Source organism: Exiguobacterium sp. U13-1 (assembly GCF_001750115.1).
In the GTDB taxonomy this organism is placed as follows: Bacteria; Bacillota; Bacilli; order Exiguobacteriales; family Exiguobacteriaceae; genus Exiguobacterium_A; species Exiguobacterium_A acetylicum.
The window spans coordinates 382,720-402,281 of sequence record NZ_CP015731.1 but is presented as its reverse complement, the minus strand read 5'-3'; the positions used below and the strand labels follow the sequence as shown (position 1 = coordinate 402,281).

General features: G+C 45.0%; 19 protein-coding genes and 1 pseudogene. 13 read left to right on the top strand and 7 right to left on the bottom strand.

The window, feature by feature from the left end; all coding sequences use genetic code 11:
• Nucleotides 1-143 precede the first annotated feature (143 nt).
• The 6 genes from ESP131_RS02070 (at nt 144) to ESP131_RS02045 (ending at nt 6,453) form a co-directional block, all read left to right on the top strand.
• Complete coding sequence (locus tag ESP131_RS02070; protein WP_023469838.1) at nt 144-305, top strand: CxxH/CxxC protein; 162 nt, start codon at nt 144-146, stop codon at nt 303-305.
• Between the two features lie 72 nt (nt 306-377).
• Entirely contained in the window at nt 378-857 is a 480-nt protein-coding gene (rlmH, locus tag ESP131_RS02065) for a 23S rRNA (pseudouridine(1915)-N(3))-methyltransferase RlmH (RefSeq protein WP_023469837.1), read from the top strand.
• Between the two features lie 140 nt (nt 858-997).
• Nucleotides 998-1,834 carry a hypothetical protein gene (locus ESP131_RS02060; protein WP_069940124.1) on the top strand — a complete coding sequence of 279 codons (837 nt, stop codon included), beginning with the start codon at nt 998-1,000 and terminating at the stop codon, nt 1,832-1,834.
• Nucleotides 1,827-5,018, top strand: a complete 3,192-nt coding sequence (locus tag ESP131_RS02055) for a DEAD/DEAH box helicase (RefSeq protein WP_069940123.1) — start codon at nt 1,827-1,829, stop codon at nt 5,016-5,018. Before ESP131_RS02060 ends, ESP131_RS02055 begins: the two co-directional genes overlap by 8 nt.
• 174 nt (nt 5,019-5,192) lie before the next feature.
• Nucleotides 5,193-5,951, top strand: a complete 759-nt coding sequence (locus ESP131_RS02050; protein ID WP_069940122.1) for a hypothetical protein — start codon at nt 5,193-5,195, stop codon at nt 5,949-5,951.
• A gap of 25 nt (nt 5,952-5,976) precedes the next feature.
• On the top strand, nt 5,977-6,453 hold the full coding sequence (locus tag ESP131_RS02045; protein ID WP_069940121.1) for a GNAT family N-acetyltransferase: 477 nt from the start codon (nt 5,977-5,979) through the stop codon (nt 6,451-6,453).
• A gap of 1 nt (nt 6,454) precedes the next feature.
• Here ESP131_RS02045 and ESP131_RS02040 read toward each other — a convergent pair whose 3' ends face one another.
• The 4 genes from ESP131_RS02040 to ESP131_RS02030 all read right to left on the bottom strand — a co-directional run bounded on the left by ESP131_RS02040 (nt 6,455) and on the right by ESP131_RS02030 (nt 8,040).
• Nucleotides 6,455-6,829: a hypothetical protein gene (locus ESP131_RS02040; RefSeq protein WP_069940120.1), complete on the bottom strand. Its 375-nt coding sequence runs from the start codon at nt 6,827-6,829 to the stop codon at nt 6,455-6,457.
• A 27-nt stretch (nt 6,830-6,856) separates the two neighbouring features.
• Nucleotides 6,857-7,009 (bottom strand): hypothetical protein, encoded by a 153-nt coding sequence (locus ESP131_RS16600; RefSeq protein WP_156772477.1) that lies wholly within the window; start codon nt 7,007-7,009, stop codon nt 6,857-6,859.
• Between the two features lie 155 nt (nt 7,010-7,164).
• Nucleotides 7,165-7,404 (bottom strand): hypothetical protein, encoded by a 240-nt coding sequence (locus tag ESP131_RS02035; protein ID WP_047394930.1) that lies wholly within the window; start codon nt 7,402-7,404, stop codon nt 7,165-7,167.
• 15 nt (nt 7,405-7,419) lie between these two features.
• Complete coding sequence (locus ESP131_RS02030; protein ID WP_029343013.1) at nt 7,420-8,040, bottom strand: HNH endonuclease family protein; 621 nt, start codon at nt 8,038-8,040, stop codon at nt 7,420-7,422.
• A 192-nt stretch (nt 8,041-8,232) separates the two neighbouring features.
• On the opposite strand from ESP131_RS02030, the gene ESP131_RS02025 reads away from it, so the two are divergent.
• From ESP131_RS02025 to ESP131_RS02005, 5 genes are all read left to right on the top strand, one after another.
• Nucleotides 8,233-8,430 (top strand): hypothetical protein, encoded by a 198-nt coding sequence (locus ESP131_RS02025; RefSeq protein WP_069940119.1) that lies wholly within the window; start codon nt 8,233-8,235, stop codon nt 8,428-8,430.
• Between the two features lie 82 nt (nt 8,431-8,512).
• Nucleotides 8,513-9,700: a DUF4317 domain-containing protein gene (locus ESP131_RS02020; protein WP_069940118.1), complete on the top strand. Its 1,188-nt coding sequence runs from the start codon at nt 8,513-8,515 to the stop codon at nt 9,698-9,700.
• A gap of 191 nt (nt 9,701-9,891) precedes the next feature.
• Nucleotides 9,892-10,956 (top strand): alpha/beta hydrolase, encoded by a 1,065-nt coding sequence (locus ESP131_RS02015; RefSeq protein WP_069941009.1) that lies wholly within the window; start codon nt 9,892-9,894, stop codon nt 10,954-10,956.
• 16 nt (nt 10,957-10,972) lie between these two features.
• Nucleotides 10,973-13,732, top strand: a complete 2,760-nt coding sequence (locus tag ESP131_RS02010; protein ID WP_069940117.1) for a glycoside hydrolase family 3 protein — start codon at nt 10,973-10,975, stop codon at nt 13,730-13,732.
• Between the two features lie 31 nt (nt 13,733-13,763).
• A complete protein-coding gene (locus ESP131_RS02005; RefSeq protein WP_069940116.1) occupies nt 13,764-14,276 on the top strand; it encodes an SF0329 family protein in 513 nt (170 codons plus the stop codon).
• A 45-nt stretch (nt 14,277-14,321) separates the two neighbouring features.
• Here ESP131_RS02005 and ESP131_RS02000 read toward each other — a convergent pair whose 3' ends face one another.
• Both ESP131_RS02000 and ESP131_RS01995 read right to left on the bottom strand, forming a co-directional pair.
• Complete coding sequence (locus tag ESP131_RS02000; RefSeq protein WP_029343007.1) at nt 14,322-15,317, bottom strand: tRNA dihydrouridine synthase; 996 nt, start codon at nt 15,315-15,317, stop codon at nt 14,322-14,324.
• A gap of 107 nt (nt 15,318-15,424) precedes the next feature.
• Nucleotides 15,425-17,031, bottom strand: a pseudogene (locus ESP131_RS01995) (FMN-binding glutamate synthase family protein).
• A gap of 142 nt (nt 17,032-17,173) precedes the next feature.
• Here ESP131_RS01995 and ESP131_RS01990 point away from each other — a divergent pair.
• A complete protein-coding gene (locus tag ESP131_RS01990; RefSeq protein WP_047394907.1) occupies nt 17,174-17,668 on the top strand; it encodes an LURP-one-related/scramblase family protein in 495 nt (164 codons plus the stop codon).
• 18 nt (nt 17,669-17,686) lie between these two features.
• On the top strand, nt 17,687-18,208 hold the full coding sequence (locus tag ESP131_RS01985) for an NUDIX hydrolase (RefSeq protein ID WP_047394902.1): 522 nt from the start codon (nt 17,687-17,689) through the stop codon (nt 18,206-18,208).
• A 42-nt stretch (nt 18,209-18,250) separates the two neighbouring features.
• Here ESP131_RS01985 and ESP131_RS01980 read toward each other — a convergent pair whose 3' ends face one another.
• Nucleotides 18,251-19,474 carry an MFS transporter gene (locus tag ESP131_RS01980; RefSeq protein WP_050678565.1) on the bottom strand — a complete coding sequence of 408 codons (1,224 nt, stop codon included), beginning with the start codon at nt 19,472-19,474 and terminating at the stop codon, nt 18,251-18,253.
• Nucleotides 19,475-19,562 lie beyond the last annotated feature (88 nt).

Sequence of the window (19,562 nt, the reverse complement as noted above, 5' to 3'; positions counted from 1 at the left end):
CATAATCTGAAAAACCATCCACAGGTCCGACCTGTGGATGGTTTTTTTGAGTGAGGAAACCTGCGGCTTTTCCGGTCAGGAAGGTCGATATTTGTTATACTGGAAGCGGATAAATGTGGATAAGTGAAAGGAGGAGACTACCTGTGGATAAGTACGTTTGTTTAGAACATGTCGAGCTCGCGCTTGACGAAATCGTGGATGAAACAGAACAATACCCGATTCTCGATCAGCTAAATCCAGAAAAAAACATCACTTGTGAATACTGTGACGCACCGGCAACATATCTTGTGTCAAGCAAAAAATAAATATCAACATGTGGATTTGTGGATAACTCTGTGGATAACTCCTGAATTTTCTGTCAGAAAGCGAGAAATAAGATGCAAATTACCATCATTACGGTCGGAAAGCTAAAAGAGAAGTATTTGAAGCAAGGTATCGCCGAATATACGAAGCGTCTCGGCGCCTACTGTTCGATCCAAGAAATCGAGGTCGCCGACGAAAAGGCACCGGAGCAATTGAGTGAAGCGGAGATGGCGCAAGTGAAGAAAAAAGAGGGCGAGCGGATTTTAGCGAAGATTGGACCGGACGTTCATGTCCTCGCACTTGCTATCGAAGGAAAACAACGGACGAGCGAACAGTTCGCAAAAGAACTCGATCAACTTGCGACATACGGCAAGAGCAAGATTGCTTTCGTCATCGGCGGATCACTCGGTCTTGCACCAGAAGTAATGCAGCGTGCGAACGATACGATTTCGTTTTCAAAGATGACATTCCCGCATCAATTGATGAAGATGATTCTCTGTGAACAGATTTATCGGGCGTACCGGATTAATCGGAATGAACCGTATCATAAGTAATGAATTTAAATATTATATTGTTAATTTTTTATTATTCGTTTATTTTATTTAAAATAAATTATTTTATAAAGTAAATATATCTTTTTAATTATAATTAGGCACTATTAATTATCTAAAAAATTTTAATAGGTGGTTATTAAATGTCGATAATTGAATCACAGATAGTAGAAGTTGATGATAATATTACAGGCAATCAGTGGTTAGTAGATAATATTAATGAATTATCTAAAGCAATTGCATTAATTACTATGGGACAAGTTGAACATGCATCAGAAATTTTAAAAGAAGCAGGTGTAATAGTACCAGTTCAATCTAGAGCTCATTACTATGAGGAAGCTCGAAATCAATTGATGATTAATGGAGAAACTGAAAAAAAAAGAGAAGTGTCAAGATATCATCGTGATGGATTTCTCTTTGAGTGTATTTCATGGATTGTATCGAACCAAGAAGCAGATGAATACACCTATTTGAAAGATCCTCATATTAGTTCTACTACTCAAGGTCTTGATGGATTGATTATACGCATGGATCCTGAAAAAAATGTTGTAGTACAAACAGTAATTTGTGAGGATAAATGTACACAAAATCCAAGAGATACATTTAGAGATAAAGTTTTGGAAGCTTTCTCTGAGCATCATGAAAATAGACGTGCTTCCGATTTATTAGCGAATGCAGTTGCATTAATTAAATTAAGCGGTTTGAGAGGAACTAAAGCAGTTTTAGCAGCTGAAAAAGTACATGATAAGGAATTTAGAAGCTATAGAGCAGCTTTAACTGTTGATTCTAGTTTATGTACAATTGAAAATCGGACAAAATTGTTTAAAGGGTACGAAAAGTTAGAAAATATTGAGCAAAATCAAAGAATTGGAGCAACGTTTGTTGTGAATGGTGAGTTAAGAGCATGGTTTCACGAGTTAAGCGAATTAGTAATTAATAATTTAAATGATTTTGAGGCAGGTGAAAAAGATCATGTTTGATGCACAAACGTCAAAATTGTTACAAGAAGCACCAAGCCTAGATAACTTAGATTCTTCTTTACTTCCAAAATTATTAACTCAGCATTACGCCGAACTTGTTTCTTTACGATTACAAGGTCAAGAAATAGTGGAAAGTGTAGTATTGAGTAAGGAGTGGCCACTTGAGCGTATAGCAGACGTCTATGAGACTGTTGCATCGATACATGAAGATTCCAAGCTTAGAAAGTCTTCTGCTTTTGTATCAGGAACAGCAAGACTTATTTTAGCAAGAAGTAAAAAAACAATCTCAGAATTTGAGGAATATTATCCGCTTAGTCGAGATAAAGTTTATCCATCTGTATCTGCTGCTATTTTATTTTTAGCAGCAGAACAATATGCTGATGCTTTTGAAGCTGAAAAATTTATATTGGATCCTAAAGGACCAAAAGAAATAAAAATCCTTGGTTTGCATATAAAAGATTTAGTTACTGGAAGATTAAATCATATAATCAATCGCTCTAATGAATGGAGGAGCGAGTCAACAGAATATGGCGACATTCAAGATAATGCGCTTCGGGCATTATCGGCTATTATTGTAGAAGGAATTGAATTACTTAGTTGTGAAATAATGTCATTATCTCCGTCCGATGCATTATCAGGAAAATATAAAACTTCAAAAGAAGCTTTTCAGCATGTAATAACTCTTTCGTCAAAAAAAACAAATCATCAAAGTATTTCAATTTTGACGACATATGCTGGTCCGAGCCACTTAGCTTCGTTGTTATTACTTGTGTCAGATTCTTTAGAGTATGCTGCTTTAACCAAAATTCCTCCGCCTGATGGAATAGATGAATCTTTCTGGGAAAAATGGATTAGTTGGAGAGCTAATAGTACGCCTTTTCTTTGGCCAAATCACCGCGAGGCTATAAATAAGCAGTTTTATCAAATAGGATATTCTTCAGTATTGGTTTTACCGACTGGTGCAGGTAAAACAACTGTCAGTACATTAAAAATAGCGGCTACGTTAGCTGAAGGTAAAAAAGTGATTTTTTTAGTTCCAACTCATGCTTTAGTGGAACAAGTAACAGAAGATTTACAAGAAATATTCCCGAAACATGAATTTGGATTGAATATATCCGATGATTACGATTCTTTATTTGTTGATGATTCCTATTTTAAAGAAATAGAAGTAATGACACCCGAAAGGTGCCTTGCAATGTTGTCTTTTAATCCAGAGTCTTTTTCACAAGTTGGATTATTAGTTTTTGACGAATGTCATCTCCTGAGTCCTCAGTCAAGTGAAATTGGAAGATCATTAGACGGAATGTTATGCATATTAACTTTTCATAAGGTAGTACCTGAAGCTGATATGTTGTTTTTGTCAGCAATGTTAAAAAACGGAGAAGAGTTCGCGGAATGGATTGAAAATTTAACCAAAAGACCTTGTATATCTATAAATTTACTTTGGAAACCAAGTCGTCAAGCTAGAGGCGTGGTAGTTTATCGTGAACAAGAAATCAAAGCGATTCAGGAACAATCTTTTAAAATACAAAATAAGATTGATATTCAAGTTCGTAAAAAAGCCAAATCGTTACGAACGCTTGCATCTAAAGAATTAAAAGCTGTTCCATATGCAATTTGGGGTTTACAGAATAATTGGTTGCATAATAACTCATTCGCGATTACAAAAATATTAAATGAACCCATTCAACTTAGTGGGAGACTAACTCATAATTCCTGGAATAAGATTTGGATAAATCCGAATGTTAATCAAGTAGCAGCACATATTGCCTTAAGGGCAACAAAAGCAAATTTAAAAACAATTGTATTTGTTAATAGAAGAGATGATGCAGTAAGTACTTCGAAAAAAATTTCTGAACTATTTGAAAATCCAATTGAGTTTAATGATCAAGAAAATAAATTATGGAACAGTTTAGCTTTGGAACTAGGCGATCAGAAACATGCTATTTTTAAAAAAGAAAAAATAAGTGCAGTTCCGCATCACGCATCTATGCTTCGAATAGAACGAATGTTAGCTGAAAGTCTTTTTCGTAGAGAAAATGGTTCAAGTGTTATAGTGGCTACACCGACGCTAGCTCAAGGTTTAAATCTTCCAGCTAATTTTGCGATATTAGCTGGTGATAAACGTATTGGAAATGATCAAAGGCGTGAAAATCTTGAAACGCATGAACTTTTAAATGCAGCAGCAAGAGCAGGACGAGCAGGTCACTTAGCAAATGGTGTAGTGTTATTAATATCTGAACCTGTTATGACTTTCTCAACTAATGATAGTGTCAGTGGAGAACTGCAGAAAAAATTATTGTCGATTCTACCTGAAAATGATCAATGTGTTACGATAAGCGATCCATTAGAAATTATACTTGATCGGATTTCTGAGGGTGAGCTAAATAATAGAGATGTCAAATATGTTGTAAACAGATTTGTTTCATTGGATCTTGAAGTTGAAAAATCGATAGAGAAAGAGTTTTTTTCAGAATCTTATGGGAAATTTTTAGCAATGAAACATCATTATGAAAAAGATTACGAACAAAAAGTTCAGGGATTGAAAAGAGAAATTCAAAATGTGATTAAAAATGAATATCACAAAGCAAGTGTTAAAATTTCAGCTCAAAGTGGTCTCTCATTGAGCTTATTAGAACGTTTGCATTTAAGATTAACTAATCAAGTAGGTAATCTACCAATTTCAATCAAAGATTGGATTGATTGGACATTTTCTTGGTTAATTGAAGATTTTGAATCACTTGACGAGTTATTACAAAAAGGTTATAAGTCTGCCTTAACTTCAGTTGGAAAAACTAGAGATAATTTGTTAAATGAGAGTGATTTAAAATCGATTCTTAAAGCTATACATGGGTGGATAGAAGGAGAACCATTAAACGTGATTGAAGTAACACTAGGCGGCAATCCAGACGGTTCCGCTAGAGAAAGATTTTGTCCACGTTCAAGAGAATTAACTTCAGTATTTATTCCTAGGGGTATTTCTTTTATTTTAATGATTATCACTCGAATGATAGACGAACTCAATTTATACAGTTTACAAGAGAATTTAGATAAAACTTTAGTGGCTAGTCTGTCGAGTGCAGTGAGAAGAGGATTTGACACTGTAGATAAACTGGAGTTTTCTAATAACAATAAACATATACGAGGACGTGTAGAAACTCATATAATTTATCGTGATAAATAAAAGGCTTCATTTCAATTTGGTATAGAGAGCTATATTATAAGTGAAAATATAGATGTGATTTTTTTGAAGCGCCAAAACACATTCAGTGTCTTTGACGCTTCTTTTTGTGAACCTATACTTTTATAAATGAGAACTAGTAGCACGGATATTAGAAATCATGTAAGTACAAAATATATGGGAGCTTGGAGAGTAGCGATATTTTCTGATGACATAGCAGAAGATATTAGTTTTAGATATAAGGATTTATTAGGCGACAACTTTACGAATGGAGAAGCAACGAAAGTTGTTATTGAAGAATACCTAGATGAGATAGACGATGAAGAAATTACAGCTTTTTGGTTATCATTTGCCTTAATACAATGGAAGTTAGGAAGACTTCAAAATGAAGTGAAAACTGAGGCATTGCGTATCATTGATAGTGGTGTTGACCTTGATCGTTGGGAAGAAGATCCTAAATTGAAAAAGAAACGGGAAGTCATCCTTTATAAACTGAAGGAGAAACTTAACTCTCCGCAGCCACAAGCTAAAAAAATACCAAAGAGATTCATAGCTGAAACAAATTTAAAGACCGGTGATGCGATCAGTTATCAGTTACCATCAGGTGATTTCATGATTCTTAAGGTTATCGAAATCATTGAACAATGGACGAAGGATCGATATCCTCTTTTTGAAATATGTGATTGGATAGGGAAAGAAATTCCTTCAAAAGATCAAATCGATCAGTTAGATTTCAGGACAGAAATGCAAGCAGATGGAGAGTTATTATTTGATAAAGTAGCTGTTTATCCTGCAGGAAAAAGAGACGATCCAGCTAAACGTATAAAAGTGATAGCAGAAAATGTCTCTATAAAATTAGAGGTGGGCACACCATATACGCTATTAACGTGGAAAGACTTAGATGAATATTTAACTTGGAATCGTTACATAGAATAAACATTAAAAATGAATGGAGGACATAATGATTATTCAGGTCATTGAAGAGGAAACACGTAGTCAGGTTAAAGCCTTTTTTACCAAGCACTGGGGTAGTTCGCAAATGATAACGTCGACAGGCGTTCATGATTGTAGTCTCTTAGACGGATTTTATACCACGAACGATGATCATGAAATTATTGGACTGATCACCTATCATATGACTTCACAGACGTGCGAAATCATTTCGCTGGATAGTCTTGAAGAAGGCAAAGGAATCGGCTCACGATTGATGCAAGTCGTAGAGGAAAAAGCAGCACAGCAAAAATACGACTTGCTGACACTCGTTACGACGAATGACAATGAGCATGCGATACGTTTCTATCAACATCGAGGATATACAGTATCGCAGGTGATTCCGAATGCTGTAGAACTTGCACGCAAAATAAAACCTGAAATCCCGATGTACAATGAAAAGGGAGTTCCGATTAAAGACGAAATCGTCTTGATAAAACATTTATGAGTCACTTATTCGTTGTTGATGTTAGAACTTCTAAATAATCTTTCTCACTCTTGAATTGATCATTCACAATCAAATCTGGTGAAATCAAATAGGTTCCGCCATATTCACCGTGCGTAATCTTAAAGTAGCATGTCTTAGGTGCGAGTAGACTTTTCGATTGATGAATCTGCTCTCGTGATAGTGGCGTCCAATCTGATTGATCTTGTGAATTAGCAAAAGAGACAACAATCGATTGATCAGCTTGAATCAATAGTACAAGATCGTTGTCTTGTAAACGCGATGGATTGACGTGGGCGAAGATCGGATTGACAGACTTAGCGATAAACCCGCCAATAGTAGCGTGTGACTGTTGTTCCTTGATGAATTGTTGAATCATAGTTATCCCCCTGACTGTACCTATAGATTACTCCGACTTTTCTTTTGTGATGATACCAATACCGAAACCAAACAGCATGATGATACCCGTAACGAGTAACGCAGGCACGTGACTTTCTAGTGCCATATAGAGACCTGCACCACTTAAGATGACGCCGGTTGGGATCAAAACGTTTCGCATGAAGTATTCCTCCCGAAAGGATAATGACGTTGTTTTCACTATACTGGATAGAACGTCAGATAAAACACATCTTTAGTAAATAATGATAATCTGATTTTGAATATGCAGAACGAAAACAGACGCCGTCCATTAACTTGGACAGCGTCTGTTTTTCATTATGTTCGCTCTAGTATATTGACGAGCATCTGATGGATGACGTCATGATCCCGGACGTCGTGGACACGATAACTGCCAGGTAACGTATAGACGTCTATCGCCCCGACATAAGCAATCTTCAGTTCCAACGTTCCATCCTCCTGACAGGTCGTCCGGAGTTCGAGTTCACCGCTGATGACACCGACTTCTTGCGTCATGACACCATGTGTGGCGGTAAAGGTAGAGGTTTTCGTTTCCATCGAATCGACTCCTTTTTAGTATGTACATGTATTCAACATCGTTTGTAGAGCTGTTTTCTCACTCGACTGTAAGCTGAGGTTCCAACGACTCTTCGTATTGATCCACATCTTCGAGTAGGCACAACTCGCCCCTGCACGTGTCGGCTTCCATGTCGACGGATCCTGATCCCCTTTTGAACGGTTCGAGCTTGCAGAGACAGCGATCAATTGCGGACCTGTTAAATCGTTTGCGAATGCTTGACGAGTCGTTGTCGTCCAGCTGCTTGCTCCTGAGCGCCATGCTTCCGCAAGCGGTACGACATGATCGATGTCGAGGTCAGACGGATTCGTGAATGTCAGTCCGTCATAGTAACTATACCAAGAACCAGATGTAACGGGGCACGATCCGACATATGAATCAGCGTCACGTTTTAAGACGACTTGTCGTGTATCACAGCCGCCTCCTTGACTGCTCCAGTGCGGGAACAAATCACGCGAATAACCGGTCATGCTGCCTTCTGTTTTAACAGTTAAGGCATCGAGTTGAGACTGGGCCGTCGCTTTCGACGAGATACCCGACGGTAATGCGGAAACAGACGTCGTATCGAATTGGAAAGCGGTCAGGCAGACGAGCGTAGTGATGACGATGGACTTGATGGCTTTGAACACGTGTCATTCCTCCTATGTATGAGACGAGATGATGTGAAGACACCCTTCACAATTTTTAGTATGGCATCACTTATTTAGGAGAAAATGAATATCGTGTAAATGTTATTAAAATTAAACTTTTGTCATTATATTGAAGGGTCTGATGTTAGGATTTAGGTGGAGAAGAAAGGGGACTACATAATGAACGAACGAATTAGGGGATGGTTAATCGTGTGCGGTATCTTTTTAGTGGTAAGTGGCACGTTGACGGAAGCACAACGTTATTTCAACACAAAAGAACTAGAAAATTGTATCGCGCAAGCTCGCGCTGCCCACCAGGAATATGAATATGAGATCGTTAATCCTGTTACACGCGCGTATTCGTTCCGTGCGCATTGATTTTCTAAAAGATGTCGGGTCATCTCGCATATGGTACGCTTTTCAGGAAGCAGGATTTTAATGATTCGAGGAGCTGGTATGCATGAATAAAAAAGACATCGCCGACATCCGTCGTCACTTCAAGATGGATGCCGATTTACTAAAAATCCATGAAATCTACAACGTCTATATCCGAAAAGAGACGAGCGAAATCTATCATGAGGAAGCCCGACCGTTTCCATTGCTTGATCCGGAACAACAGGAGCTGTTCCTCGCGAACTTCAAGAAAGTATTAGGTGGAAAACTCGACGTCAAGCTGTTCGAGGTCAAGTTCACGCATCCGGAAGAAGGAGAGACGGGTCATACACAACAGCTCCTTTATGAAGGACTGTATGCGGAAGAGCCGGAGGACTGGGTCGAACAGATGCAGACGATGGCGTTGAAGATGGTCCAAGACGTTCAGTACGAGAATGACCTCGTCGTCACGTTCATTCGCGGACAATACTATAAAACGACGAAGCGCCAAGCGGACGAGACAGAGATCGATCCGAATGACGATGTCTATACGACACCGTTTATCCTCGGCAGCCTTAACTTGACGGAGTTACCGAAACAATCACTCGTCTTTGATTTTGTCGAACGCGAATTCAAGTCGAACTTATTCATCAATCCGGTCATCAAACTGGCGTCGCCGATTGCTGGATTCCTCTTCCCGACCTTCACCGACAATGCAGCAGACGTCAATCATGTCTTGTATGCGGCAGGTAAGCCGAATAAACCGGATTTCGGGTTCCTTGAAAATGTCTTGAACGGTCAACCGATCGTCACGGCAGATGAGGATAAAGCGATCTTCGAGGAAATCGTCAAATCGGTCGTCGGTGAATCAATGGATACGAAGACGTTAGCCGGTGTCTATGAAAACATCAATCAGTTGATCGTCGTCGAAGAGGATCAGGATGAGGAAGAAGTGCCAATGCTCGACGTTCAGGAGGTCGAGCGTGTGCTCAAGGCAAGTGGTGTCGAAGATGTCAGCACGGAACAAGTCGAACGGGCATTCAAGACGGTCGTTGACGATCCAACATACGAGATGAAGGCAAGTAACATCGTCCCGAACTATGAAGCGAAATCGATTAAAATCAATACGAAGGTCGCAAATATCGCGATTAGTCCGCAAGACTTGAAGTACGTCAAACAAGTCAACTATCAAGGGAAACGATGCCTATTGATCGAGGTCGAGGAAGACACGGTCATCGATGGCTTTACGATCGTTTCCCAAGAACAATTACGATGAGGATCAGCGCAGGCGACTGCGCTGATTTTTTTAGGTGAAACATTTGCTTCTGCTGTTAAAGACAGGTATATTGTGATGTAAGCGGTCTCTTTTTTTAAAAAGAGGCATTCGAAATTTTTTTAACCGCTATCGAAAGCGCTTTCGATAGCGGTTTGACTAGAAAGGAAGCGATCCAATTGTCTACTGCATCGATGCAAGATTTACTGCGGACGTTACGAAATCGTTCATCCATTCATCAAGATGGACTCGAAATCGTCGATAAGCCAATTCCTGACGTCTCGACTCCGGGAACACTCGATCCGCGTGTCCGTGAGGTCGTCCTCACGCAGCGTCCATCGGTCTCGATTCCAGAAGAGGCGTCGCCAGTTGAACTGGCACGTGCCGGCATGGGCTGGGACAACGAAGACGTGACGACCCGACAGATTGCGACGGATATCCTCGCGATCCCAAGACCCGGTACCACGATCGAAGCACGGCTGTATCGTCCGGAAGCGGCGCGTCCGCTCCCGCTCGTCGTCTATTTCCATGGCGGTGGTTTTTTCGGGGGCACGCTCGAGACGGTCGAGAATCCATGTAAGGCATTAGCCGATAAAGGGAACGTCGCTGTCTTGTCGGTCGGCTATCGATTGGCTCCGGAGCATCCGTTTCCGACAGGACTTGAGGATTGTCATGCATCGATCGATTGGGCAGTCGAACACGCTGACCGACTTGGGATTGATCCAGGCGCAATCGCGGTCGCCGGCGATAGTGCCGGTGGAAACTTAGCGACGGTCTGTTGTTTGCTCGACCGCGAGCGTCCGACGCCGTATATCCGCTATCAAGTCTTGTATTATCCGGTCGTCAATGTCGGGGAACATCCGAATTCGGAATATGACTGGACGCTTGAAGCGTATGACCGACAAACGGAACCGCAGTTACTCGAACGGATCATTTTGTCGCTTCAAGATGAAGAAGGTGTCCTCGAGCAATGGTATGTCCAAGCGAGTGATTCGAAGGATCGACGGATTTCACCGTTGTTCGCGACGCTCGACGATCTACCAGAGGCACTCGTCATTACGGGAGAGTTTGATTACTTACGTCTTGAAGGGGAAGCGTATGCGAAAAAGCTCGCACGCGCTGGCGTCAAGACTCGTTATCTCCACTACCGCGGGATGGAACATGCCTTTCTTGATAAACTCGGTCTGTATCCGCAAGCCGAAGACAGCTTAGACGAAATCGCGAAGGACTTAAAACGACTCTTTTCTCAAACTAACTAATAAAGGTGGATGACGTATGACATACACACTCGATTGGCAAGCCTATACAAAACTTGCACGAAAAACCGTCGCGGAAGGGGCGGTCCTCTTACAAAATGATGGTGTGCTCCCGTTGCAACCCGCATCGACGGTCGCTGTCTTCGGACGTAATCAGTTCAACTACTATAAAAGTGGAACAGGATCAGGCGGGATGGTCAACGTTACGAACGTCGTCAGTCCGCTCGACATGCTACGCGAAGACGTAACGCTGAATGCAGACGTCCTCAAGGCGTACGAGAACTGGCTTGAAGACCATCCGTTTGACCAAGGGGAAGGCTGGGCAGCCGAGCCGTGGTCGCAAGAAGAGATGCCGCTTGACGCGACACTCGTTCAGCAAGCAGCGCTTGACTCCGATGTTGCCTTGATCATGATCGGTCGTACGGCTGGGGAAGACCGCGACAATACGGCGGATCCAGGGAGTTATTTTTTAACGGAGACAGAACAGGAGATGCTCGGACTCGTGACGACACACTTCAAACAGACCGTCGTCGTCTTGAACGTCGGGAACATCATCGATATGCGCTGGGTTGAAGAAACGGCGCCAAGTGCTGTCCTCTACGCGTGGCAAGGAGGAATGGAAGGGGGAACCGGACTGAGTGATCTTTTGCTCGGCCGCGTCTCACCGTCCGGAAAATTACCGGATACGATCGTCCGTTCACTCGATGATTATCCGTCAACACCACACTTCGGTCATGCCGATCGCGCGTTGTATCAAGAAGACATCTATGTCGGGTACCGTTATTTCGAGACGTTCGCACCGGAAGCGGTCTTGTATCCGTTCGGGTATGGATTATCGTATACGTCGTTTGACCTGACGACAGACGTGACGACGTCAGCTGATGCTTGGACTGTTACAGCGACGGTGACGAATACCGGGCAGACGAGTGGGAAGGAAGTCGTACAAGGATACCTCGAGAAACCACAAGGACAACTCGGGAACCCGACGCGTCAACTTGTTACGTTCGGAAAGACAGAAGAACTCGCACCAGGTGAGCAAGAATCTCTCACACTCGTCGTACCGTTCGCCTCATTTGCGAGTTATGACGATAGTGGCGTCACCGGGCATAAATCGTCTTATGTCATAGAACCTGGCACGTATCAGCTCTATCTCGGAACGGACGTCCGGTCGGCGGTTCCAGTCGCAAGCCATTCCGTCGAGACGCTTGACGTCACGGACGTCTTAACGGAGAACATGGCACCGGTGACGGCGTTTGAACGCATCAAACCGCAAGCGACCGAAACGGGATATACGGTGACGTATGAAGCGACACCATTGCGGACGATCGATCCGGAACAACGTCGTCAACAGGAGCGTCCTGTTGAACGGACGCAGACGGAAGACGCTGGTTGGAAGTTACGCGACGTTAAAGAAGAACAGGTCACGCTCGAGACGTTCCTCGATCAATTGACGGATGCGGATCTCGCAGCGATCGTCCGAGGGGAAGGGATGAACTCACCGCGCGTCACACCGGGAACGGCGGGCGCCTTCGGTGGCGTGACGGCAGAACTCGAAGCACTTGGCATTCCAGCAGGTTGCTGTGCGGATGGTCCGTCCGGAATCCGGATGGACATCGGGACGAAAGCCTTCTCGTTACCGAACGGAACATTGCTTGCCTCGACGTTCAACACAACATTGATTGCCGATCTATTTGAGATGACAGGTCTTGAGTTACGGAAGAACGAGATCGATACGTTGCTTGGACCCGGGATGAACCTCCACCGTCATCCACTCAACGGACGGAACTTTGAGTATTTCTCGGAAGATTCGTATCTGACCGGAAAAATGGCCGTGGCGCAGCTTGACGGGATGCACCGTGTTGGTGTGACGGGAACGTTGAAGCACTTCAGTGCCAACAACCAAGAGTTCCACCGACACGATCTGGATTCGATCGTATCAGAACGGGCGTTACGTGAGTTGTACCTGAAAGGATTCGAGATGGCCGTCAAGGACGGGAAAGCTTACTCGATCATGACGACGTATGGTGCCGTCAATGGGATCTGGACTGCTGGCTTGTACGATCAGAACACACGCATCTTGCGCGATGAGTGGGGCTTTGACGGAATCGTCATGACCGACTGGTGGGCGAAGATTAACGCGGAGGGAACGGAAGCAAACCGCCAACAAACGGCGACGATGGTCCGTTCGCAAAACGATCTCTACATGGTCGTCGGTGAACCAGGAACGAATCCATTCGAGGATGATACGTTGACGGCTCTCGCCGACGGAACACTGCGACGCTCCGAGTTACTGCGGAGTGCCGCGAACATCTGTCAGTTCTTACTCCGGTCACCGATTATGGACCGTGTGATGGGAACAGCAACATCGATTGAAGTCCTCGGGGCACCGGTCGAAGAAGAGGCACTCGAAGATCAAGCCGTCTCACACCAACGTCTCGTCAGTGGAGATGCCTTCCCGTTAACGGATGTCGCGACGACGACGGGCAGCAGTCACGTCTTCGCTGTCACGGCGGAAGAGACAGGAATGTACCAGGTCACGTTGACGGCACGTTCGAATGCCGGCGAACTGGCGCAGATGCCGGTGACGTTGTTTGCGAACAATATGCCGGTCGCAACATTCACCTTCAACGGAACGAATGGCGAGTGGGTCAGTCAGACGAAGGATGTCTTCGTCTTCAACCCCCACAACTATTTGAAGCTCTACTTTGCACTCGGTGGTCTCGAGTTAAAAGAGTTGACGTTCACGCTTGCGGAATCGTTTCATATGAAGAACGGCTAATCACATTAGTCGGACGGAAAGGACGGATCGCTTGCAGTTTTCCATCATCAAAAAACGGGTCGAGCAACTGCTCGCCCCGTCGTTACAGGGACGGATTGCTTTTCATGCAGCTGTCTACCGGATTCAAGATAGTCCTAGTCGCGTCTGGGTGACGTTTGACGGAGAAGAGATTCTCGGAGCAGACGACTTTCACTTCGAGCGAGAAGTCGAGCGGCGTTATGCATTACAAGCTGCACAGTTACCGGAAAAACCAGCCGGATTGCTATGGCAGTCCGACTGGTTAAAGCAGTCGCATGCGTTATCCGCTGAGATCGAACGACAAGTCAAACAAGACGGATACTTGGAAAACTACGAGATCCAACAGGACTTGTTGCAGTACCCGAACCTCGCATTCGAACAAGCGCTTGTTCATCCACATCCTTTCATCCGTGGTATCGCACGGCTCGATCGGCGACTCGGCAAACGACGTTTCCTGTCGCTGACGCATCAGTCTGACTTTGAACAGTGGTGCGCAGATACGCGGCAAACCGTCGAACACTGGTGACACGAAAAAGCACGCTTCCTCAATACGAGGAGGCGTGCTTTGTTGTTAGATTGAAAACGAGTTGACCTCGTGAATCCCTTCTTCTTCAACGAAAGCGTCGAGTAAAGCACGCACTTCGTCCGTTGAGTTCGTCTCCATCAATTTGACCCGCAGTTCACTCGCACCGCGGAACCCGCGGACGTAAATCTTGAAGAACCGGCGTAATGGTTTGAAGAGACGGGGTTCGAATTGAGCCGAGTAATGATCGTGCAGATCGAGCTGTAGACGTAACAAATCGAGGAGTTCTTGGCTCGAATGTTCTTTTTTCTCGACTTCGAATGCAAACGGGTTGTGGAAGATCCCGCGACCGATCATGACACCATCGACACCGTATTTCTCGACGAGTTCAAGACCGTGTTGGCGATCGTTGATGTCCCCATTGATCGTCAGTAACGTCTGTGGTGCGATTTCATCGCGTAACTTCTTGATTTCCGGAATCAATTCGAAGTGCGCTGGAACGGCGCTCATCTCTTTACGTGTCCGGAGGTGAATCGAGAGGTTCGCAATATCTTGCTCGAGGATGTGGCGCAACCAATCGTGCCACTCTTCGACCTTCGTGTAGCCGAGACGCGTTTTGACGCTGACCGGTAGACCGCCCGCTTTTGCCGCTTGGATCAATTCAGCTGCGACTTCCGGACGATTGATCAAGCCGGAGCCTTTTCCGTTCACAGCGACGTTATGGACGGGACAGCCCATGTTGATGTCGATCCCGCTAAAGCCCATCTCTGCCATGCCGATACTCATTTCGCGGAAATATTCTGGTTTGTCACCCCAAATGTGAGCGACCATTGGTTGTTCGTCTTCCGTGAACTCAAGACGTCCGCGGACGCTCTGCTTGCCTTTCGGATGACAATAGCTTTCTGTATTCGTAAATTCAGTGAAGAAGACGTCCGGACGCGCCGCTTTTGCGACGACGTGGCGGAAGACGACGTCGGTGACGTCTTCCATCGGTGCCAAGACGAAAAATGGTCGTGGTAAGTCCTGCCAAAAGTTCTTTTTCATAGTATATTAAACCCTTTCCTTAAGGTAATGCACATGTGTGGTTAAAGAATTTCATCAACTATACACTTTAAGCGCTCTGGCTAAAAAGTGCAAGTGAGTGCTATTCGTTACCGTGAGGAAAGAGAGCGATTCATCATATGCCGTGCCATCCAGTCCGGTCCCGGAATCAGGTGTCCGGCTTCGTCTTTATAGATGACGTGTTCTGGGCGAAGTTCCGTTGGTGAGACAAGTCCTGCTGCCGCCGTCAGGTTATAGAGACCTTCGCGTAACGAGATGATGTAGTTCGTCACGCGGAAACTTTTTTCGTCGACGATCAGCGCCTTTTGCAGCTTCGGATCGGTCGTCGCGACACCGACCGGACAATGATTCGTATGACAGACTTGCGCTTGGATACAGCCGACATTAAACATCAGCCCACGCGCGATATTGACGAAATCGGCACCGAGGGCGAGAGCGATCGCAATCTTATCGGCACTAATCAACTTACCCGACGCAAACACTTTGACCTTGTCGCGTAAACCGGCTTCCGTCAGGAGTTGATGGACGAACGGTAAAGCGGAAAAGAGTGGTAGACCAACAGCATCCGCGAGTTCCTGAAACGTAGCGCCTGTCCCTCCTTCGCCCCCGTCGACCGTCATGAAATCGGGGTGACGTCCGGATTCTTTCATATAAGCAATCAACTGCCGCATATCTTCGAGATTACCGACGACGACTTTGATTCCAACCGGTTTCCCGCCGACTTCTCTCAGCCGTTCGCCCCAGTCGAGCATCGTCTCTGGTGTCGTGAATTCGTTAAAGCGGTTCGGACTATCGATGCCGACACCGACTTTGACCTTCCGGACAGCGGCGATCTCTTCCGTGACCTTCGCACCCTCAAGATGTCCACCGCGCGTCTTAGCCCCTTGGGCGAGCTTGAGTTCGAAGGCTTTGACTTGCGGTAACGCACTTTTTTTCTGAAACTCGTCGATCGAAAAGTCACCGTCTTCCGTCCGGACACCGAATAGACCGGGACCAATCTGACAGATGATGTCGACGTCACCTTTGAGATGAAAATCGGACAACTCACCTTCACCGGTGTTCATCCAGCTGCCTTTAGCGCGACCGAGTCCAATCGAGAGCGCAGTGATGGCCGGTCACCGAGTGCTCCGAAGCTCATCGCCGATTGACCGATTAGTCCTTGAACTTGATAAGGGTGCCGACAAGTCGTTGCGCCAATGATCGGTGCATCTTCCACTTTCAAGAGGTAAGGTGAGATTTGCTTTTCCACGAGGTGTTCTTTACGTGTAAATAATTCATCGCGGTCAATCTGATAGATGTGTGTATCAACATGTTCTGATTGATCGATGCGTAATTCATTTCGATTCGTTGGAAAGAGTGCGTTTTGTACATAAAAACCAGCTTCTTCAAAATCACGTTCCGATCCGAAACCGAGAATCCGACTTTGGTATTTGCCGGAAAGGACGGCCGTCTTGTATTCATTACGGGAGAAGGGTGTCCCTTCGTTATTGTTGAGAAATAAGTATTGGCGGAGTTCCGGTCCCATGTTTTCGAGGATGTAACGCATCTTTCCGAGGACAGGGAAGTTACGCAGGACCGCGTGTTCTTGCTGACGACGATCAGCGCGCCAGACGTGCCAAAAGAGGAGTAGTGGAACAAGGATGATCAACAGAGCGATGGCGAGTAGGATGAAGAGGACGATCGTGTTAATGGGCATGACAATTCCTTCTTTCCCGTAGATTCGTGGTATGTAAGTTGATACCACTGAAAGAAAGGTCACAAACGAGAATTTCCAGATATTGAATCTTTTCCGTCGATGATCGCGTAGATGAAATTATACGTTAAAGGAGGAGACCGGAATGCATACACTCTATATGAAAGAAAAAGCGTTCAGTTTACGTGGACGATTCTCGATTCAAGACGAGGCAGGGCACGACGCCTATCACATCGAGGGCAGTTTTATGAAACTTCCGAAGTCGTTCAGCGTGACGAACCGAGATGGAGAGGAAGTCGCGGAAATCACGAAGAAGACGTTCAGTTTCCGACCGGTCTTTTATGTCGAAGCAGCAGGGCAATCGTTTGAAATCATTAAAGAGTTCACGTTCTTCAAGGACCGCTATACGATCAACTCGGATCAATTCGAAGTAACGGGTGACTGGTGGGATGTTGATTTTGAAGTCCTACAACAAGGGCAACGGATTGGTCGCGTTCAAAAAAAATGGATTTCTTGGACCGATCAGTACATCATTGAAGTCGAAGATGAAGCGATGGAAGAATTGTTGATCGCCCTCGTCGTCGCGATTGATTGCGTCAAGGCGGAGGAAAGTTCGAACTCTACATCTTTCATTGATTAAAAAGGGGAATGATTTAGGATGGAACAGTGGGACGTATATACAGCAGATCGCAAGAAAACAGGACGACTCTGGACACGGGGAACGCCACATACAGCCGGGGATTATCACATGACGATCCACGTCTGTGTCTTTAACGCCAAAGGAGAGATGCTCGTCCAACAACGGCAACCGTTCAAATCTGGTTGGCCGAACATGTGGGATGTGACGGTCGGCGGCAGTGCGATTAGTGGGGATACGAGTCAGATGGCGGCGCAACGTGAATTGGCGGAAGAGCTTGGACTCGACATCGATTTCACGGGCATTCGTCCCCATCTGACGATTCCGTTTGAAATCGGTTTTGATGATTATTATCTCGTCGAGCAGGAAGTGGATCTGTCGACGTTGACGCTACAGGAAGAAGAAGTCCAGCGCGTCGCCTGGATGACAGAAGAAGCCATTGTCAACGGGATCGAAGAAGGATGGTTCATCGGGTATCATGAATCATTGATTCGACTGTTATTTGCTCTTCGTCATAGCTACGGCGCCCATAATGAAGTATAAAAACAAGCCCTTCCGGTGATTTCGGAAGGGCTTGTTGGTGGATTAAGCGGATTTTCGAAGTGCATCCGTCCGTTTTGGTTTTGTTTCTGGTAAGAAGAACGTGAAGAACAGATACACGGAACAGCAGAGGAAGAAAACGATCATCGAGACCGTATACCCCGCATGTCCGAGTGCGTAACTCCAAATGATCGTAAAGATCGTCTGCGTCGCATAAGCGATCGCCCAGAATAGACCAAACAAGACAGTGATCTTTTGCGGTGTCATGCCTTTTCGTTCGTGTGCCAAGTTCATGAAGATCGGATACTGGATGTACATCGCAAATCCGGAAATGAACGCAAAGACATATGAAACGAGTGGCGAGATGTTTCCGAACAAGACGGTGACGAGGAAACTCGCGATCATGACCGTCCCGCTGATCAACAGAATCGGTTTACGAGGTGTTCCTTTGTTACCGATGCGTAGACCAACGAACGTACCGACGATTCCAGCACCTGAGACCAACAGGTTGACGAGCGAACCGTTCAACTGCGTATACGTATCGAAAACGGGTTTCAAGCCGACGAGCGATAAGATATAGAGCGTCAAGAAACCGCCGAAGGCAACCGCATATTTCCAAAGGAATGGATCGCGGACAGCATCTCCATAACCGTAAGGCGTTTCGTCTGCGTCCGCAGCATCGTTCAACTCGAACGACTCACTACCAATCCACCATGCGAAGAAGAGGATTGCTGTCAGACTCGCGAAAATCGTCAACGTCAGTTTCCAGTCACTGACGAATTGATCAGCGAACAAGGTGAACAAGAGTGACACGACGAATGCACCTACGTTATACGAGACGGTATTGAAAGCGTTGATCCGTAATTTTTCAGCCGGATCCTGGACGTAACGTGTCACTACCGGATTCATATAGACGATGACCATCGAACCACCGAGTCCCATGACCATGCGAGCGACTGTATACGCCCAGTAGTTCGGTAGATAGATGGCGACGATCGACATCATCAGGAACAACAATGCGAGTAACGGTGCTTTTTTCGGACCGAGCTTCATCAAGATGAGCGCAGCGAGAATGTTCGCGAAAACACGTGCCGTCGTGATCGAATAGTTGACGAGTTGTGAGATGAGGGGGTCAACGGTCTGATTGCCGAAGAAATGCGCCGTGATTTGTGGTGTCAACGACGAACCCGCGACCCAGTTCATGGCGAAGGTCGCATAGGCGAACCAGAGAACGATCATCATGAAATAGCCTTTTTTTGTGGTAGACATAAAAATCCCTTCTTTTCTGAAGTTCCGCTTCATACATGAATCGAAAACTACTTAACTTTATTATCAATTCATTCAATATAAAGCCGTT